Raw genomic sequence first — 16,856 nt, 5'->3', positions numbered from 1 at the left:
CACCATCTCTCCCCATGACCGAACGCTTCGAGTTCCGAACGACTCCGAGCCAGGCAGCCTGCGCTGTCTGTAGACTGCCATACCGACTTCTGTGGGGTATCCTCCGTAGTTATCTCTGGCCCGGGGTGGGCAATGTGAAATCGGAATCTCTCGGGATACTCCAGAACGGGGGTGTCGTGGTTGCGGAGGCGGCGGTGTTTCTCCGAGCGATCGCGTAGCAGTGAGCGCATCACGACCGATGCGATCGAAGCGTTTGCGTGAGATAGATCACACCGAAGGTGAGCGCCGAGAGGACTCCATAGCCCGTGACCAACGGATAGGTCGAGCGGCTGCGACTGGGCGTGCCAACCCGAAGCTCCGGGACTGGCTGGGTGATACTGGGGACACCGAGTGTCTCATCGAGGGCGAGTTGTGTCGGGTACTGCAGGCCAACGCCCGTCTCGATGAAGGGATAGAACACCGTCACCGGCCCGCCATCGAGAAAGTCGAGCAAGAGGTGACTGAAAAGCAAGGCGGAGAGCAATCCTGCATACACCATCTCATTTCTGAAGTGGCGTTCGAGAGCGACGAAGACGAACGCAATGACGCCAAGGGTCACGACAGAGTGAAGCGCACCCTGCACCCCCAGGAGCTTATCTACGTCGGGGAAGATGGCAACGACGCCGGCTGTGAGATACCACGGTGACCGAAAGAGATCTGGGCGGAGAACGTAGGCAACGGTCACGGGCAAGAACAGATGCGTGAGCAGATCCATGAGCGACTCTCGTTGTTGGTTCAACGAGGCCGGCTCACATCAATTCGGCGACGCCTGTCTGAAGTGACTGGAATTCTCTTTGTGGGTTTCGTGACGCGCTGTGTGGTCGGAGCGTCTCGTGGTGGGGTCAGTCGGTGGGATAGCCTCGCCTTCGGGGAGTGAGCGTCGTGGGCAAAAGAGACGCCTCAACGTCTCATACTCCGAGACAGACACAGGGACAGAGACACAGACAGAGGGTCATGAAGATTGAAGCCGATGGCCAGCCTGGTGACGGTGGCGATGTCGGCGATGAGGAAGGTGACTGTTGGGATGGGTTGGGATGTGGTGGCGAGAACAACTCTCACAGGCCCCGAGTGGTTGCAGAAAAGACCGAGCAGTAGCACGCATCCCTCCCACTGAAGCCGTCTGATTCATGAATCGAGCTCGATCACGCTGTGGCGGTCAACACAGGGCGCGAAGTCAACAGCACCTCGCTGGCGTCCGCTCTGGATCCCACCCGATCAGTCCGGCCACCATCGTGTTTGTCACTCGGAGGTGATGAAAAGGACCACAAGTGCCAGCAGCATCGAGACAGCCATTAACGGCATCCACTCACCTGTCTGACTCGCGTGATAGGCGGCTGCAACGGCCGCGCCGATACCAGCGAGGTTCACAACAGCGACGATACGCCGATCGACGACGATGTCGGGAGACCACGTTTCTGACATTATCGGGACGTCGGGCGGGAGAGGAATATACGGCCGGAACAGATTGCTCACTGTGCAAGCCCACGGTGCGTTTTTATATCTGAATCACCGTCACAGCCTGGGGATAGAACATGAGAAATGACTACATGTACGTCTCACTTGGCTTCATTCACTACATGTACTTCTCAGCCTCTAAGAAGTGAGATCTGGTTTCATAGCGACCGATTGTGTAGTCTCACATGGAGGAACGTGAATGGCTACCGATACACCGTGGAGGCAGTCTCGGTCGTCGATATCGCCTGCGGTCATCGTGGGATTAGTCGTTGCGCTGTTCGGAAGTTCGCTCCTTGGCCTTCTGGACGTTTCAGACCGCCTCAGCACGACGACAGCTGGCCAGCTGATAGTGAATGCACTCGTGATGTGGGCCTTGGTCGCGGTGGTACTCGTGGTTGTCCTGTATTGGGAGAACCGTTCGGTTGCATCGATTGGACTCACATTGCCGAGTCGGCGCGAAGCAGGTGTCGGGGTGGCTGCGGGCGTTGCAGGCCTCCTCGTTGGGCTTCTGGCAACAGGCATCGCTGTTGTGGCATTTCAGTTGGACCAACCGGAGACACTCTCGACGCTTGCAGACCTCTCTTTGCCCGTGAAACTCGTGATTGTCGGGACGGCCGTCATCACTGAAGAAGTGTTGTGGCGCGGGTATCCGATCGAACGACTGACTGAACTTACGGGCAGTCTCTGGATCGGGGCTGGCGTGAGCGGCCTCGTGTTCCTCGCCGTCCACTACCCCGCGTGGGGTCTCGTCGGTGCAATCCCACAGGCAGTCTTTACACTGGTGATCGTCGGTGTATACGTCAAGACTCGCAACGTCGTTGCCTGCATGCTTACGCATACGGTCATCAACGTCGCCATGGTCCTGGTGTTGCCAGCGCTCATGTGAAGAGCGCTGTCGGGTGGGAGAACTGGTATTGTCAATTGCGGGTGTGGGCGCTTCTTGATTGAATTCGCCACGAGAGCTCGGTCTGGTCGGCCAGTCCCACCCGGGTGTGCACGCACTCTGACTGAATCCACACAACTCTCAGCGCTCACTCTCAAGAGGGCGTTGTATTGTCACCCAGGGCTAGCCACGAAGCAGTTCGCGAGGTGCATGAGGAGAGACCGACCAGTTTTTGAACGCTACAGGTAAACATAATCTCAATGGGAACTGATCCAGACTGGCGCGCGCTGTTCCCGCCGGCAGTCAGGCGGTTGCCCGCCGATCTCGCAGCAGTGCTTGGCTACGTCGGTCTGACCCTGCTTGTCGTGTTTCTCCCCGTCATCAACGAGACGCCGCTGCGAGTCGCCGTGGGCCTCCCCTTTGTCCTCTTCGTCCCTGGCTATGCCTTCATTGCTGCGCTCTTTCCCGAAGCAGGCGCGACTGCGAGCCAGACCGAGGCGGAGTCATCGGAAGATACCACACCAGCCACCGGGGCTGAATCGACCGTCAGCCGTCGAGAGCGTGGGATCGATGGCATCGAACGCGTCGCCCTCTCATTCGGCCTCAGTATTGCAATCGTCCCTCTGATTGGCCTCATCCTGAATTTTACCCCGTGGGGGATTCGTCTGGTCCCGATCATGCTCTCACTCAGCGCGTTCACGGTCGTGAGCGCCGCAGTGGCAGCTACGCGGCGCTGGGCACTCCCTGCAGACGAACAGTTTCGCGTGCCCTACCGGCGATGGCTCGCCGCGGCGAGAGCCGAACTGTTCGACCCTGCCGACCGAAAAGACGCCGCCTTGAACGTCTTGCTCGTCATCAGCGTCTTGCTTGCAACAGCGAGCGTTGGCTATGCCGTGACTGTCCCGAAACAGGGCGAGTCATTTACAGAACTGTATCTACTCAACGAAACCGACGATGGGGAGTTACTCGCCGATGACTACCCCACCGAATACACGCTGGGCGAATCCCGGTCGCTCTTGGTCGGGATTGGAAACCACGAACACCAGCCGACCGAGTATACAGTGGTGGTGAAACTCCAACGCGTTGACCGCCAACAGGTCGGCAACGAGACGCGGGTAACTGTTCTGGAGCAACAGGAGCTGGATCGGGTACAGACACGCGTCGCAGCCAACGAAACGTGGCACCAGCCCTACGAGGTGACGCCACAGATGAGTGGGCGTGAGCTACGGCTTCTCTTCTTGCTCTACCGCGGCGAAGCACCGACCGCGCCCACCATCGAGAATGCCTACCGCGAGAACCATCTCTTCATTAACGTGACTTCGTGATCTCTGGTGGGACGTGCTTCTCTCGGTGGGAGACGGGAGGGGAATGAAGGCAACGTGAGTGCGCGAGTGCAGTTTCAATACCACACAGAGCATCGCCAGGGAGCCCGACCTAAGGATTGTTCACAATCGAGGCGACTCTCCGGTAATCAAGATACTATAGACTCGAATCCGAACAGTGTGGAGTACCACCGACGCAGGCTCATAGCCACGGCACAGAGACGATTCATCTCGTGGCCGGAGCGAAAGCCGCTTCAGAGCCACTAGCAGGCCTTCTCGAGGCGTCTCATCTCCAGACGGCGAGCTCGCTCCTCTCTCTAAGGGTCGCCCTCGGAGCCATCATGCATCGTCGCTGCTGCCGAAAGCGCTTCACACACGGCTTCCGTCTAGCGGTTTTGTATTTCCTGCTGGGAAGGCATCGATACGGGGCAGGATGAAGAGCCAACTCTTGGTTACGCATCGCCTGTATTCGAGAACAAGAGAGGCTTTCCCGGGCATATTCAAAAATCCCAGATCGCCATTTTCCTGGCCCCACGGGAAGTCACACACAACGGAGAACCTCCAGCAAGAGAGTTCTACCGGCGACAGACGCCGAGTGTGAAGATTTTTCGTGATTGCAGGTGTCTCCTCAGGCACACAAGCAAGTGACGTGGCGACTGCACGCACGTGCGTGTCTGTCGTGTGGCTGGCGTGCGTGCAGGCTTTGGTATGAACCGAATGGGCGTCTGTGTTGGGACCGCTGTGAGTCGTTGGCTGAACGCAGAAAATCCGACTAGCCGGGTCGACACTCTGCGTGCGCCTTCGGATACTCGTCGGGGCTTCCGTACGGGTAGAGGCGACCTCATCGCTGTCTGGTTTGCTCTGTGTCTACCCGAGAAGGGAGAAATAGCGTGACTCCAGGAGAATCCCGCTGAAAAGTCTGGAGTGTGAAGTACGAGATGGAGTCACGCTCGATGACTCACTGCTATCCATCGTCCTCAGCATCGCCATCGGTAGTTCCGTCTGCGGTATGCGTTTCTTCCGTTGTGCTTGACTGGGAGTTCGTATCCGTTGCCGTGATGACGATCGTGTAGTCCTCACCATAGTCACCCACCTTGCTCAGTGTGTCAGTTCCAGATGCGTTGGTTCCACTCACCGAGGCGGATGTTGTCTGTATGACGTTGCCCTCATCGTCTTCGAGTGTCACCGTCACAGTAGTGAGGCCGGTATCGTCGCTTGCCTTCCAGTCAACGCTGAATGCAACGCGCTCACTCGAGCCTGCGTTTGCATTGGTCTTACATTTCTGTGAAGTCAGTTGGTAGAACTCACAGCTGTTGTCCTCCACAGCCTCGATTGTCGTCGTTGGTGAGTTGTCTTGCGGTGTTGGAGACGGTAGTGGTGTAGTGGGCGTCAGAGTTGGCGTTGCTGTTGGCGTTGCGGTGGGCGTTGCAGTGGCAGTCTGCGTGGTCGGTGGCGTTGCAGTCGATGTCGAAGGTGGCGTACTCGTCGGTGTTGCAGTGGCAGTCGGGACTGGCGTCGACGTGGGAGTCGGCGTTGGAGTTCCTGTTGGCGTTGCAGTCGCTGTCGACGGTGGCGTTGCGGTTGGCGTCGTTGTGGGCGTCGCTGTCGACGGTGGCGTTGCGGTTGGCGTTTCGCCGCCTGCTGTTGGTGGCCGAGCCCCATCGGAGATATCGACTCGATTTTCGGTTACGTGGAGGTACGTGATGTCGTTAATCGCCTCGAATTCGACGACCATGCTCAGCGAGCTATCGTGTCTGAGGATACCGTTTCCAACGTTCGCTGTTCGAACGACGACGGCCCCGAAGATATTCGATGTACACCCAGCATTTGGATTGCCACAGGCGCCCCCACCACTAATCGTGAGATTGGCTCCAGGTGCGTAGATCAGCCCAGTGAACTGTGGAGTCCCCCCAGAGATGGAATTGCCAGCGGAGTGCACCATCATGAGCAAATCAGCTGAATCACCGCCGGTATTCACCGCTGGATTGCCGTTCATGACAATATCGCCTTTGACATAGAATGTGACCCGACCATTATCACCCGTGATCGAGTGATCGGTAGCGCCCGGCCCGCCTGTTCCTTTGATGCCTTGTTGAACGCAAGACAGCGTCGGGGTGGTGTGTCTGATCTACAATCTCAGGGTGTTAGAGACGACTTTTCGACCTCAGAAGATCAAGTAGCCGACTCTACCAGCGTTTGCTGAAGAGTCAGAACTATGGTATCTAGGGCCATCGTGTTGATGACGACGGCGATGCCTCTCCCGAATACGTCCGGAGAAGGGGAGCAGGCGGCGAGCCCCTAACTCGCCGCCTGCGTCAGATTATGCACGATGCACTTCCGAGTCAGCTCCCGGAACTGGCCGTGCCAGCTCCGGGAGCGCAGCTTCTCGCCGTCGTCTTCCTTCAATTGCGAGAAGCCCGTTTCACTCATCCAGCGCTGGTTGTAGTCCTCGTTCATCCGGGCGTTGTGAGCCTTCTGCAACGGTGTCTGCTCCCTGTGTTTGATCAACGGTCGCGTTGACTCGGAGCGACACTTCTCGCGGAGGTCACTCCACGAGTAGTTCGCGTCAGCGGACAACACACGCAGGTCTTCCGCGTTCCGGCGGAAGACCTGCATCCCGATGTAGCCGTCCCACGCCTTCTGTGTCGTGAAATGAACGTCCTTGATCGCCAGCGAGTTCACGTCAATCAAGATCGTTGTCTTCATCGACTGGAACGAGTAGTTCGCTCGGTCGCGGTAGTGGTAGCTGGTTTGATCGCGCTGGAAGCCACTTGCATCGATCGCGGCTTCACCACTCCAGCCCGCCTGCTCCGCCGACGCGCGGAGCAGGCGGCGCAGTTCACGCATTCGGTACTCTTGCTCCCACCGGCAGAACGAACTGTAGTGCGGTGCCTCGTCAAGTTCGAACACGGCGAGGACATCAGACATCTCGTTGAGGTAGTCCTCGGTCTCCCGGAGACTCTTTTCTAGTTCGACACGGAACAGAATCAACGCGATCTGTACCCACTTGGCGTACCCGGCCGCGCCGTCCGGCGCGGCGGGTACGTCCGGCTCGTCAACGTGTTGTTTGGCTAGCTTTCGACACATCCAGGCAAGCCGTCTGAGCGATGCCATATCGCCAGACGGCGTCCATTTCAGGGTGAATGTGTCGGAATATCTCCGAGAGAGCGCCTGAAACCCTCCTCAACCGGACGCAAAACGAGGCATCCTTTGAACGTCACAGAGCCATTGACGACGACCGTGACATCTCCATTTGCAGTATCGAATTCCGTGCCTGAATCAATTGTCCTGTCACCATCTGCAAAGTATGTCCCATTCTCGAGTGAATCGTCATTCAATGCCGTTGAGAGATCGGTGCAGCCACCTGCTTTGCACTCGTCGATCCGCTGTTCGATTTCGCGATCCGGCGAGGGGCGATCGACGCCTTCTGTGATTGGCCCCACGATCTGCCCGCTCGGCCCGCTCTCGACAGGATCGCCATTCTCTGCGGTTGCAGCAACGGCATAGTTGAATCGCTCTTTGACGGGGACCGTAAGCGTCACCGAGACCGTCTCATTGCCAGGGTCGTGCACAACGCTTCCCTCATTTCGGTCACTGAAGTACTCATACCAGCCGTCGTGATACTCACTGGTGACCGTCACTTGCACCTTCTGTGTCGTAAGTGGGTTTTCGCGATTCTGGGATTCGTTCGGGTAGATCAGCGTCGTTCCATTCTCTCTGACGGTGAGGGGCGAAGTGGCAGACGAAGTCTGATCGACGCCAGTGACTCTGATGATGGGGAAGGTGAGCGTGCCGTTGCGATAGTGATATTCCGGGACGGAGACCATCTGAGTGTAGTCATCCTGGTGACGCCAGACACCCCCTCCTTGGTATGCAACCACGGTCTCACCGACTTCGTACTCGATTGCGCCGTAGGTCTTATTCAGCAGGAGTGTTTCCGTGCCGGTCTCGGAAATCGAGGCGAGTTGAATCCGGCCGGCATCGTCATCGACGCGCACCGTCCCCCCATCACCGCCGCCAAGGCGAATCTGCTGTGTCGGTGAATCACCCAGTGCAACCTGACTCACCTGAGAGTCGAGTTGTGCCATCGAATTCGAGGCTCGATCAGCCCCAACCTGATCCTGGACGTCAGTCAACGCAATCGTTCCGATTGCAAGCGTTATCGACACTCCAGCAATCACCATGCCAACCATGAGGACGAAGCCAACGACTGTTGATATCCCGCGGTCGGCCGTGGGTGCTGGAGTGGTCATACGTGGTAGTTGGTCAGTAACGATATAATTAAATCGAGCGTTTTCTGAGCGTGAAATAACCCGCGTTTTTGTTGAATCAAAGGTATCTCTGAGATATTTTTACGGGAGAAGTGGAGCCTCGAATAGCGTGAGATGGTGTTCAATCAGGTCATAGAAGATACGATACGGCGCATTCCATAGTGAGAAAATGAACGGAGCACGTAGTACTATGAAGCAGTTCTCGCTCCATGAGGACAACATGCGAGACGAATCGAGATGTCTGAGATCTCCCTGATTCGATCAGAGTGGGTTTTCAGTTGCTTCGCCTTCGCTCGAAGACCGCGCTTGTGCCTGCGTCACCCGTGATATCAGACCGATGGAGTGCAGCCTGCCCCTTCGAGCGCATAGAGAGCCACTGCGTTTGTGAGCCACGCTAGCGCTACGGGAGGAACGACACCCAGCAGCGGTATGTTCTCCGTGGCCGCGAACGTGCCTATCGTGCATGAGACGAGAGACTGCCTTCTCACCCACAGCAGAGAAACACGCGAAGATGCTCGCCGCAGCGAACTCTCAGTCACCAGCTTGAATCTTCACACACGGACTCCGTCTGGCGGTTTCTCTCTCTCGGTCGATGCACAAACGACTGGAGTGACTCTCTGCTCTGGGGTCGACTCACAGCCACAGACGTTGCATTCGACATCGAGACGGCCTCTCTGTGCTGTCTCTGCAATAGTGATGTTCCCCGAAGAAACAGGCAGCCAGTCGCCACACAACGCGATAATCGGGCGCGAGAAGGACTCTAGCGGCCGTTCAAGCCAGGTGTGAATATTCTGGGTGCACCGAAACGCAGCTATTGCATGCGTTCAACATATCGAGTTCGAGAGACAGGCCGTGATCTGTCGAGGGCCACAGCGCCTGCGTCTAACTCGACGGTATTCGACGAGTGTGGACGCCGACTGGAGGTCTGGAGTTACCTGGGCGTACGCACAGCGATGGGAGAGTGAATGCAGTTGTATGCAACAGGGACGTTCTGGCGAACGACTGCTCACCAGGAGCCCGCAATCGCACGCTGATAGGCAGTTTCTGCCTGATCGGCGACTGCATCCCAGTCATAGCGCTGTGCGCGTTCGGTCGGGTCTGTCGGTGGGCGCTTCCCACCGAGTGCTGCTTCGAGTGTCTCTGTGAGGGACCCCACTGTGGGATCGACCAGGAAGCCAGCATCGTCGATGACTTCGTCCGCGGCCGACTCTGGGTGGGCAGCGGCAATGACGGTGCAATCAGCGGCCATTGCCTCGACGAACGTGATGCGAATGCAGCGATGAATGTGCTTCAACGTGGCTTTTCTGAACTAAGGCTGGGATGGCCCGAAGACACGCCTGTGGGGACGCGCTCCCTACGTACACCGATGACTTCCTAGAGGTGTCTGCAAAGCGCGTCGTAGAAACAGGAAGCCTCGAGACGTGACCCCGAGGCGATTTGCGAATGCCTCATTTCAGACTCTCCCCACCCACCCCACTGCTTCCGCTGTTAGCGCAGAACAAACACCACCGTCAACAGCAGAAAACAACGTCGCCTCACTTCAAGCGGACTCCAACAACGTTGCTAATCCGCTTCGGACTGCCGAAACGGACTGCTCCAACCGATGTTCGTTGTACTTCCCACCGCCTTTCCCTCGATTGTATTCCGCTGACGTTGTAATTCCTAACTGCGCCAGTTCCCCCAGATAGTCGCGTACTGAGCGCTCCGAAACTGGACTTGTTCCTTCTGCATGGGCCACTTCACGGTACATATTCACAACTTCACGCGTCCGTGCTGGCGTCTCGCCACGCTCGTGAAGCAGCGTCAGTGCGTACAGAACGAGTTTCCCGTGTTGAGAGTAATTCTGTATCCCTTTCACCACCTGATCTGTCTGGACGCGCTCGCGGGCGACCTGCACATTCGCTTCGGTCACGACATCCGAACCGGTCTCCCGTGCGACGTCCCCGGCCTCCAGCAGAAGATCCAGGGCCTTCCGTGCGTCACCCGAATCCTTCGCGCCGTAGGCTGCACACATTGCGACGACCCCGTCTTCGAGAACGCCATCCTGAAACGCGACCCGTTCGCGTTGTTCGAGCACAAGCCGGAGTTCATCGGCGTCGTATGCGCTGAAGGAGACTTCTTTTTCGCAGAGAGATGAGCGAACCTTCGAGGAGAGTTGACTCCGGAAGTCCAAGTCGTTCGAGATACCGATCACGCCGAGTTTCGTCTCACTAATGTCGCCGTTCGAGCGCGCACGCGGCAGTTTATATAGCAGCGAATCGTCCTCGATATGGTCGACTTCGTCAAGGATAATGAGTACCGTTCCCCCACACGCATCGAGTTCATCGAAGAGGAACTCGTAGACACTCGCCTGTGGATACCCCGTGTTGGAGATTTGCCGTCCCGGCTCCCGGAGTTCGTTGACCAGTTTCACAGCCACTTGGTGACATCCTCCCCGCCGTGAACGGCGGGACTTCCCGTACCGCAGGTTGGGATATTTGCCGGTCTACGACACGACTTGCTCTCTCGTGCGAAACATCCCGCTCTCGCGGTCGAACAAGTATGTCGATGGCTGTGCCACACAGCCGTTACTCCTATCCTCACCGTGAGGACTCGGAGTTATCTTCTGGCGCATGTTCTCCGCCCCGTTGCAATCCGCGTTCCCGACCAACCCACACGACTGGCAGGCGTACAACCCACGTTCGACACGGTTCGCTTTCGTGTCGTCACCACACTTTGAGCAGGTCTTCGATGTATCCCACTCGTTCTCTTTCAGCACCTCGACGCCACGTATCTCGCCTTTGTATTCGAGGTACTGGTAGATGCGGTCGAACGCCCACGTATGCAACTTCTTGTTGCCCGTCTTGCCCCAATCAGATTCTCTCACGTCTTCGGGCCAACTCACCGCGAGCGTGCCCACGTTCCGTTCGACACACTCGGTGATGATGGTGTCCGTCAGTGTGTGGTAGAAGTGCGTCTCGCGGTCTGCGAGTTTTCGACGCGCCCACATCGACTTCTCAGACGGGCCGTTCTCACCCTCAGTATCGTATTCAGCACGTTTGAAGTAGTGCTTGTCTTCTTTGAGCGAGTTGCCGGGGTAGAGAACGTATTCGTCGGGGAACGCGACCGTGGCAAGGTTCTTGATGCCAAGGTCGATTCCCGCAACTTCGCCGCCTGCGGAGTCGAGGGTTTCGAGTTCGACTTTGCAGACGAAGTGTAGTTCCCACTCGTCACCAGTCCAGACCGCACGAACGTTCTGCACCGAGTTGACTTCTGCGAGGTCAACGTCGGGCCGTGTCTGGTACCCACAGAGCAGGAAGTCCGACCAATACTCCTTGAGGTTCGAGCCTTTGCTGAGTCGAACGCGGTTGTTCTCGGGGTCGTGTTTGAAGCCGTCTTCTTTGAACGTAATCGTACTCTTGGGTCGGGTGTCGCCGTGTTTGCGGTAGCCGGGCGGATTCGCCTCGTCGAACTTGTGTCGCAGGTCGAACCATGACTGGAAAGCGTCGGAAAGTTCTTCGATGACTTTCTGACTGGATTGTGCGTTCAGGTCTTTCCAGCACGGTTGGTTCTTCATGTACGATTTCAGCACGCTTTCGTCTGGGATTTCGCCGGTTGCGTTCCAGATTCGGTCGACTGTCCATCGTGCGACGTTCCAGATTTTTGAGGCGGAGTCTCCGAGCGAGTCGAGGCCATCACAGACCTGTTGCTGGTTCTGGATGGAACCAACGTAGGTGCGAGTGGCCTCAATCGCCATACATAGCCTATGTCGATAGAGTTACTTAATGATTCGGATTAGCGTGGAATATCCGGCCTTGCTATCGACGGTGGTCGGTGTAGGAGTTGTCGGATTCACTCCCGCCGTAGAGTGGTATGCACAAGAACTGAATAGTAAACGAAGACGGGCGAGCGGCTACACAATCGGTGGCTTCGCCTTGCTCGCAATCACTGGTCTGTAACGCTCTTCACTGACTATTCAACAGTTGCAGTGACCACTCAACGGCGGGATTCTCTCCTCGCAGAAAGATAGGACGTGTTCAGTCCATCGCAGTTGATCTCAATTGTGCGTAACGCAAGTCCCGATACCTTGGTTGCGTCCGTTTCGAGCGTGCGGAGAAGGTAGCGCGTGGCTGCTGTCTTCCCGACGCCGCTTTTCCCATAGAGAAAGACGTTCGAAGGGGTCTCATTATTAATGACCGGTTGGAGCGCCGCGTGATACCGGCTGAGTTCTTCATCGCGCCCGACGAGGTTGTCCGGCGTCCACTCTTCGAGGAGTGCCTCTCGGTTTTCGAAGATTGAGTTGTTTGGGGTGAACGAAAAGTCGCTCATAGCACTATCACTCAGCAGTAGTATATAAAACCAATAATTCCGCTGTTTCCGCTGTTATTGTTGTTTATCTATTTTGAGTTGGCTGGTTCCCCTGGTAACGCGGAGAGAGTAGTCTCTCAGCGCCACCTCTGAAATGCACTCGAGAAACGTGTGGTTGGGAGTCACAGCGAGACGATCAACGGAACCGATGGGGTGTCTGGGTGCTCTCATCTCCCCGAGAGCTGTCACGCTAACAGCGGAACCAGTGGGGTACGGATGAGCGAAGTGGTATGGTTGGATAGGTTCGAGGCGAACACCCCACCGCTTCCGCTGTTAGCATTGTTCCATCACGATACGTTTCGTCTGTGACTCGCTTTCCCTTTTTACTAACAGCGGAACCAGTGGGGTGGGGGTGTTTTTCTAAAGGCTCGGTCTCTCGTTCACCCCCTACCAGCCAATTGCTCAGCAACTCGAGCTCAGATCGGCGCTGACGTCTCGATTCGATCTGCTGTTCATGGTCTCGGACTCCCCCGACGAGGAGGACGACCCGGTGATCACCACGAGCCATCGATGGCACGCTGATAGGCTGCTTCTGCCTGATCAGCGACTGCGTCCCAATCATAGCGCTGGGCGCGTTCGACAGGGTTCGTAGGTGGGCGTTTCCCACTCAGTGTGGCGTCGAGTGTTTCAGAAAGGGATTCGACCGTGGGATCGACGAGGAAACCCGCGTCGTCGATGACTTCGTCCGCGGCCGAATCAGGATGGTCCGCACCGATGACGGTGCATCCAGCGGCCATCGCTTCCACGAACGTGATGCCAAACCCTTCGCGTGTACTTGGCGAGACGAATACAGACGCGGCACGCATCTGTGCGAGAACCTCCTCATACTCTTCAAGAAATCCGAGGAAGGTGATTTGGTGGCTGCTGTCAAGTGCTTGTGCCTGCATTTCAAGAGCATCCCGCTCGGGCCCGTCACCAACGATTCCGAGCGTCGCATCCGCAGGCGCACCGCGGTCAAATGCGTGTAGCAGAACATCGACATGCTTGTCCGGGATTAACCGACCCGCGAACAACACGTCAAACCCAGTATCCGCAGGGGATATCTCCCGAATCGACGCGTAGTCGATACCGTTTGGAACCGTTCGTACCTTCGACCTCTCAACCCCGAGTTTCGCGAGTCGGTCTGCGGTCAGGCCTGAGACGGCAATTGGATACTGCGGTACACGTGCAGTGAGACGCTCGACAACCTTTCCGAATGGGGCGAGAGCATCGAGGTACTCCTCCCAGTAATTGCGCCAGACTTCATGCCACGTCGTGACGAGGAATTCGTTGGTAGTGTTATCGTCTGTATTCGGGTATCGTCACCCGGGCCCGATGACCTCGCTGGAGCCGAGCGGGTGTACACGGAGTTCACCGAAGCCGTACTTCGAATGCGTTCCAACCCGGGTGATTGCGTTCTTCGCCGTTTCGACCGGTCGGTCACCGGTGTACACGACGGTCTGTCCGTGGTCGATGGTTTCGCAACGATACACGTCGCCCCCCTCGACGATCCGCTCCTCGCGGGTGCGCAGAGCGTCTTCGTCTTCGGCACTCCACCACCATGGAACGTCGACATCGTTTGTGTCCGGGTACGTCGAGCGAAGCACGAACGGCGTAACGAGTTCGAGAACGAACGAGTCGCTCTCTTCTAATCTCGTGTACGCCAGTGTGTCGAGGTCAACTGTTTGGGTGGCCTTCAATCGAGTCGTGCCGTAGCCGTAGTTCCGCTGTCCGCCGAATTGAATCCCATCGAGTTCGTCGTCCTCAACGGGGAGTATCCCAGATTTCTCGGCGTGGAGATATGCGTGGACGAACAGCCCCGTCGTGTGTGTATTCTTCCGGGCCGACGCCGCTTTCCCGAACACCGTTTCGTGGGCGAGGGCTGGTTGTCCGGACTGCGTGCGGATATCGTGAGCGTTCAGCGCGTCCCGTGGTCGGGATTCCAGCAGCCACCGATGCTCGGGATGGCGATGGAGGAACAAGTCATCGTAGGTCTCGACCTCGGGAAGTGTCCCGCCAAGTGCGGGCCTCGTACCGCTTTTCGAGTGCGTATCGGGGAACACACCGAACTGGCCCGGAGTGAACACGCCGTGGCTGGCGTGAATTGCACTCTGGCGCTCCCCGGAGAGAGTCTTCGTGAGCGCGTGATAGATGGCGTTCCCGCTCACGTAGTAGGGGTGGCCGAGGTAGTCGGTCTGCAGTTCCCAACACACCTGCTGGATTCGAGTCATCGGGGTGCCCTCCAGGCCAGGAAGTCCTCGATGTATTGCAGGGCTGTCGACCACGACCGGATTCGCCGCAGGTTCGCGTCGAGGGCCATGTGCCACTTCTCGCCCGTATCGAGTGGGTGTTCGGGAAGCCGTGACCAGACCGACGCCCACGACTGTCGGGGCGTGGAACCGAGTCTGGCACCAGAGACGGCTGTCTCCGGGGTGATTCGCAGAGAGAACGAATCGCCGGCGAAGACCGTTCGGTATGGAACGACGTGTTCCGAAGCATCGACGGCGAGGGTGAGATCACCGAACGTCGCTCCCTGGCGATAGGCGTGATAGAGCGCGCCGACGAGGAGCGTGTGGTACTTCAGGCTTGTATAGGGGTGATATGGGCTCTCGTTGACCAGCGCGGCCACGTCGCTTTCGAGCCAGCGCTCGTGTGCTCGCTCGGAATCGGACTCTGTGAGAAGCTCCCGAACGGCATGGTCGTCTGGCGCTTCGGTTCGGGAGAGCTCGCTGTCGCCGGTGAGCACCGACAACCTGAACCGGGAGACATGCTGTTCGACCGTCGGTGTCGGATTGCCGGGTGGACGGCTGAGCGCCGCCGCGTCAGCGTCCGCCCCGTGAGGGACAGCCTGATTGACCGCCACGCCGGCGAAGGTTTCCGAGGCGAGTCTGTGGCTTTCGCCGGTGAATTTGTGGGCGTCGTGTCGATAGACGCTGTGTAGGTCGGTCATCGGCACTCAATACGGTTTCTGAGTGCTGTGCGGTACTCGGGGAGACGCTCTGCGTTCCAGCGCTCGTCTTTTTCTTCCATCTTCGCCGTGGCCGTTTTGCCCCGGTCGAAGACGCGTCTGAGTTCTCGATCCTCATACAGCGGATTCAGGAGGGTGCACTCGATGATACCGGCGCCGAAGTTCCGCTGTCCGCCTAACTGGTGCATGAACTCTGTGCGGTTGGTGTCGAGGAACTCGATGGCCTCGGCGAGTAATCCAAGAAACTCCGGTTTCACTTCTCGAAAGGTGAGCTGCCAGGATCCGTCGAGATTGGCAACGGCATCGAGTTCGGTGTTCCGGAGGGGTGTGCGATTGTCTTCTTGGTTCCGGGAGACGACGTTTCGGTTCAGTCGTCGATAGTGGCCTTCGGCTTGGCCCTGGGTGTAGTCAACGCTAGAGCGAACTGGCGAGAACTGGATCGGCCGACGCATCACCTTGCCCGGCTGGTTGCTAAATCCCCCGAACAAATCGAGGACGACGCACTCATCACCGTGCTCTCCGCACTCGCCCTTCGGGTGGTACCCTGCTTCGAGGTCGCGGTCATAGATGCTGTCTCGCCGGAAGTTGGCGTTCGCCTCCCCGGGATGGCAGACTGTGTCGCCGTGATTCTGTAGGACTTTCTCCATTCCATGTCGGAGCCAGCCCGAAAGCGGGAACGCAGGAATGATACCCCCGATTTGGTTCTGGGGGTCGTCGTCCTCGTAGTTGCCACTCGATGCGTGATGTCGGTCGGTCAGGATCGAGTCGCCGATGACGAGGAGATCCGTCTGGATACGGATGTACACGTTGCGGAACTCCGGGTTACCCATCGTCCGCCCCGGCGTGCTGTTCGATACGTTCTTGTAGTGGTAGCTGTAGGTGCTTCATGCTTCGTCGTGGTGGCGAAGCGCGGGGATTCGGTGTGCCATCACCGGCCCCATTTCTGCGGCGACCCGCGCTTCTCATCTGAACGGTCGAGTGATGTTCTAATAAATGTTACGTTGTAACTTCTAAAAGAACATCGTGGTGATGTTACTTCCGAATGGATAAGTGGAACATGGTCGTATTTCGGGTATGATGATCAACGAGCGGTTCGAGCCCGACGAACGCCAGGAGGCGATTCTTGCTGTTCTCAAAGAGGGGCGAGAAGAGGGGCGGCCGTGGGGGTATGCGAATCCGAAACGGCTGGAGGAGCAATTGGACGTGCGCCGGCAGTATATCAACAGGTCGCTGCGGGGGTTAGTCGATGCTGGGTGGGTCGAGAAGGTCAATCGAGGGCTCTATCGGTTTGTCGACGATCCGCGAGAAGACTGAGTTGAACCAGACAGAGACGATTCCGAAGGAGAGCGCAACGCGAGAAGGTAATGTATCTCGAAGATAGACCTCGTTCAATCGGTGGTTGGCGGTGTATACCTACTACTCCGTTACCGGAGGTATGAGTATGGCTCAGCTCTGAGGACAGAGACCCAAGCATGGGGGCGAGCGCGAATGTCTCGTCTGTGAGAAGCCTGCGGAGTACCGCGATATCGATATTCGAGGACGTATCGTGTTCGACTGCGAAGAGTACGCCGCCAAGTAGTTCTGGATCGACC

At 57.6% G+C, this 16,856-nt stretch carries 13 protein-coding genes and 6 pseudogenes; 6 read left to right on the top strand and 13 right to left on the bottom strand.

Annotation, left to right across the window (positions count from 1 at the left end; genetic code table 11):
• Nucleotides 1-229: 229 nt before the first annotated feature.
• Entirely contained in the window at nt 230-754 is a 525-nt protein-coding gene (locus WDJ57_RS16870) for a metal-dependent hydrolase (protein ID WP_338902069.1), read from the bottom strand.
• A gap of 524 nt (nt 755-1,278) precedes the next feature.
• A complete protein-coding gene (locus WDJ57_RS16865; protein ID WP_338902068.1) occupies nt 1,279-1,461 on the bottom strand; it encodes a hypothetical protein in 183 nt (60 codons plus the stop codon).
• 232 nt (nt 1,462-1,693) lie between these two features.
• Here WDJ57_RS16865 and WDJ57_RS16860 point away from each other — a divergent pair, with 232 nt between their 5' ends.
• On the top strand, nt 1,694-2,380 hold the full coding sequence (locus WDJ57_RS16860) for a CPBP family intramembrane glutamic endopeptidase (protein ID WP_338902067.1): 687 nt from the start codon (nt 1,694-1,696) through the stop codon (nt 2,378-2,380).
• 257 nt (nt 2,381-2,637) lie between these two features.
• On the top strand, nt 2,638-3,702 hold the full coding sequence (locus WDJ57_RS16855; protein WP_338902066.1) for a DUF1616 domain-containing protein: 1,065 nt from the start codon (nt 2,638-2,640) through the stop codon (nt 3,700-3,702).
• Between the two features lie 961 nt (nt 3,703-4,663).
• Here WDJ57_RS16855 and WDJ57_RS16850 read toward each other — a convergent pair.
• Complete coding sequence (locus WDJ57_RS16850; protein WP_338902065.1) at nt 4,664-5,023, bottom strand: hypothetical protein; 360 nt, start codon at nt 5,021-5,023, stop codon at nt 4,664-4,666.
• Between the two features lie 58 nt (nt 5,024-5,081).
• On the opposite strand from WDJ57_RS16850, the gene WDJ57_RS16845 reads away from it, so the two are divergent.
• Entirely contained in the window at nt 5,082-5,582 is a 501-nt protein-coding gene (locus tag WDJ57_RS16845) for a hypothetical protein (protein WP_338902064.1), read from the top strand.
• A 415-nt stretch (nt 5,583-5,997) separates the two neighbouring features.
• Here the strand turns inward: WDJ57_RS16845 and WDJ57_RS16840 are convergent, their stop codons facing one another.
• From WDJ57_RS16840 to WDJ57_RS16830, 3 genes and pseudogenes are all read right to left on the bottom strand, one after another.
• Nucleotides 5,998-6,813, bottom strand: a complete 816-nt coding sequence (locus tag WDJ57_RS16840; RefSeq protein WP_338901824.1) for an IS5 family transposase — start codon at nt 6,811-6,813, stop codon at nt 5,998-6,000.
• 20 nt (nt 6,814-6,833) lie between these two features.
• Nucleotides 6,834-7,952, bottom strand: coding sequence for a DUF7289 family protein (locus WDJ57_RS16835; RefSeq protein ID WP_338902063.1), 1,119 nt, complete (start codon nt 7,950-7,952; stop codon nt 6,834-6,836).
• A gap of 1,024 nt (nt 7,953-8,976) precedes the next feature.
• A pseudogene (locus WDJ57_RS16830) lies at nt 8,977-9,237 on the bottom strand (glycosyltransferase family 1 protein); the annotation flags it as partial.
• Between WDJ57_RS16830 and WDJ57_RS16825 the strand changes: the two are divergent.
• Nucleotides 9,229-9,395, top strand: a pseudogene (locus tag WDJ57_RS16825) (RNA-guided endonuclease TnpB family protein); the annotation flags it as partial. The pseudogenes WDJ57_RS16830 and WDJ57_RS16825 overlap by 9 nt on opposite strands.
• A 115-nt stretch (nt 9,396-9,510) precedes the next feature.
• Here WDJ57_RS16825 and WDJ57_RS16820 read toward each other — a convergent pair.
• From WDJ57_RS16820 to WDJ57_RS16810, 3 genes and pseudogenes are all read right to left on the bottom strand, one after another.
• Nucleotides 9,511-10,395, bottom strand: a pseudogene (locus WDJ57_RS16820) (cell division control protein Cdc6); the annotation flags it as partial.
• A gap of 60 nt (nt 10,396-10,455) precedes the next feature.
• A complete protein-coding gene (locus WDJ57_RS16815) occupies nt 10,456-11,706 on the bottom strand; it encodes an RNA-guided endonuclease InsQ/TnpB family protein (protein WP_338902061.1) in 1,251 nt (416 codons plus the stop codon).
• A gap of 260 nt (nt 11,707-11,966) precedes the next feature.
• A pseudogene (locus WDJ57_RS16810) lies at nt 11,967-12,278 on the bottom strand (AAA family ATPase); the annotation flags it as partial.
• A 436-nt stretch (nt 12,279-12,714) separates the two neighbouring features.
• On the opposite strand from WDJ57_RS16810, the pseudogene WDJ57_RS21680 reads away from it, so the two are divergent.
• Nucleotides 12,715-12,759: pseudogene (locus WDJ57_RS21680) on the top strand (hypothetical protein); the annotation flags it as partial.
• 52 nt (nt 12,760-12,811) lie between these two features.
• Here the strand turns inward: WDJ57_RS21680 and WDJ57_RS16800 are convergent.
• The 4 genes and pseudogenes from WDJ57_RS16800 to WDJ57_RS16785 form a co-directional block, all read right to left on the bottom strand.
• Nucleotides 12,812-13,591, bottom strand: a pseudogene (locus WDJ57_RS16800) (glycosyltransferase); the annotation flags it as partial.
• Nucleotides 13,592-13,618: 27 nt separating this feature from the next.
• Nucleotides 13,619-14,527 (bottom strand): hypothetical protein, encoded by a 909-nt coding sequence (locus WDJ57_RS16795; RefSeq protein ID WP_338902060.1) that lies wholly within the window; start codon nt 14,525-14,527, stop codon nt 13,619-13,621.
• On the bottom strand, nt 14,524-15,246 hold the full coding sequence (locus WDJ57_RS16790; protein ID WP_338902058.1) for a hypothetical protein: 723 nt from the start codon (nt 15,244-15,246) through the stop codon (nt 14,524-14,526). The genes WDJ57_RS16795 and WDJ57_RS16790 overlap by 4 nt, the downstream gene beginning before the upstream one ends.
• Nucleotides 15,243-16,094, bottom strand: coding sequence for a hypothetical protein (locus tag WDJ57_RS16785; protein ID WP_338902057.1), 852 nt, complete (start codon nt 16,092-16,094; stop codon nt 15,243-15,245). Before WDJ57_RS16785 ends, WDJ57_RS16790 begins: the two co-directional genes overlap by 4 nt.
• Nucleotides 16,095-16,338: 244 nt before the next feature.
• On the opposite strand from WDJ57_RS16785, the gene WDJ57_RS16780 reads away from it, so the two are divergent.
• Complete coding sequence (locus tag WDJ57_RS16780; protein ID WP_338902056.1) at nt 16,339-16,578, top strand: MarR family transcriptional regulator; 240 nt, start codon at nt 16,339-16,341, stop codon at nt 16,576-16,578.
• Nucleotides 16,579-16,856: the final 278 nt, after the last annotated feature.

This window comes from Salinibaculum sp. SYNS191 (assembly GCF_037338445.1).
Taxonomy (GTDB): Archaea; Halobacteriota; Halobacteria; order Halobacteriales; family Haloarculaceae; genus Salinibaculum; species Salinibaculum marinum.
Note: the sequence above shows the minus strand (reverse complement) of the source record. Positions and strands in the feature narration are given on the sequence as shown.

Coding starts and splice junctions, on each gene's coding strand:
- WDJ57_RS16795 (WP_338902060.1), bottom strand. CDS start 14,527: ATGACTCGAATCCAGCAGGTGTGTTGGGAACTGCAGACCGACTACCTC.
- WDJ57_RS16835 (WP_338902063.1), bottom strand. CDS start 7,952: ATGACCACTCCAGCACCCACGGCCGACCGCGGGATATCAACAGTCGTT.
- WDJ57_RS16870 (WP_338902069.1), bottom strand. CDS start 754: ATGGATCTGCTCACGCATCTGTTCTTGCCCGTGACCGTTGCCTACGTT.
- WDJ57_RS16790 (WP_338902058.1), bottom strand. CDS start 15,246: ATGACCGACCTACACAGCGTCTATCGACACGACGCCCACAAATTCACC.
- WDJ57_RS16840 (WP_338901824.1), bottom strand. CDS start 6,813: ATGGCATCGCTCAGACGGCTTGCCTGGATGTGTCGAAAGCTAGCCAAA.
- WDJ57_RS16780 (WP_338902056.1), top strand. CDS start 16,339: ATGATGATCAACGAGCGGTTCGAGCCCGACGAACGCCAGGAGGCGATT.
- WDJ57_RS16860 (WP_338902067.1), top strand. CDS start 1,694: ATGGCTACCGATACACCGTGGAGGCAGTCTCGGTCGTCGATATCGCCT.
- WDJ57_RS16815 (WP_338902061.1), bottom strand. CDS start 11,706: ATGGCGATTGAGGCCACTCGCACCTACGTTGGTTCCATCCAGAACCAG.
- WDJ57_RS16785 (WP_338902057.1), bottom strand. CDS start 16,094: ATGGGTAACCCGGAGTTCCGCAACGTGTACATCCGTATCCAGACGGAT.
- WDJ57_RS16865 (WP_338902068.1), bottom strand. CDS start 1,461: ATGTCAGAAACGTGGTCTCCCGACATCGTCGTCGATCGGCGTATCGTC.
- WDJ57_RS16855 (WP_338902066.1), top strand. CDS start 2,638: ATGGGAACTGATCCAGACTGGCGCGCGCTGTTCCCGCCGGCAGTCAGG.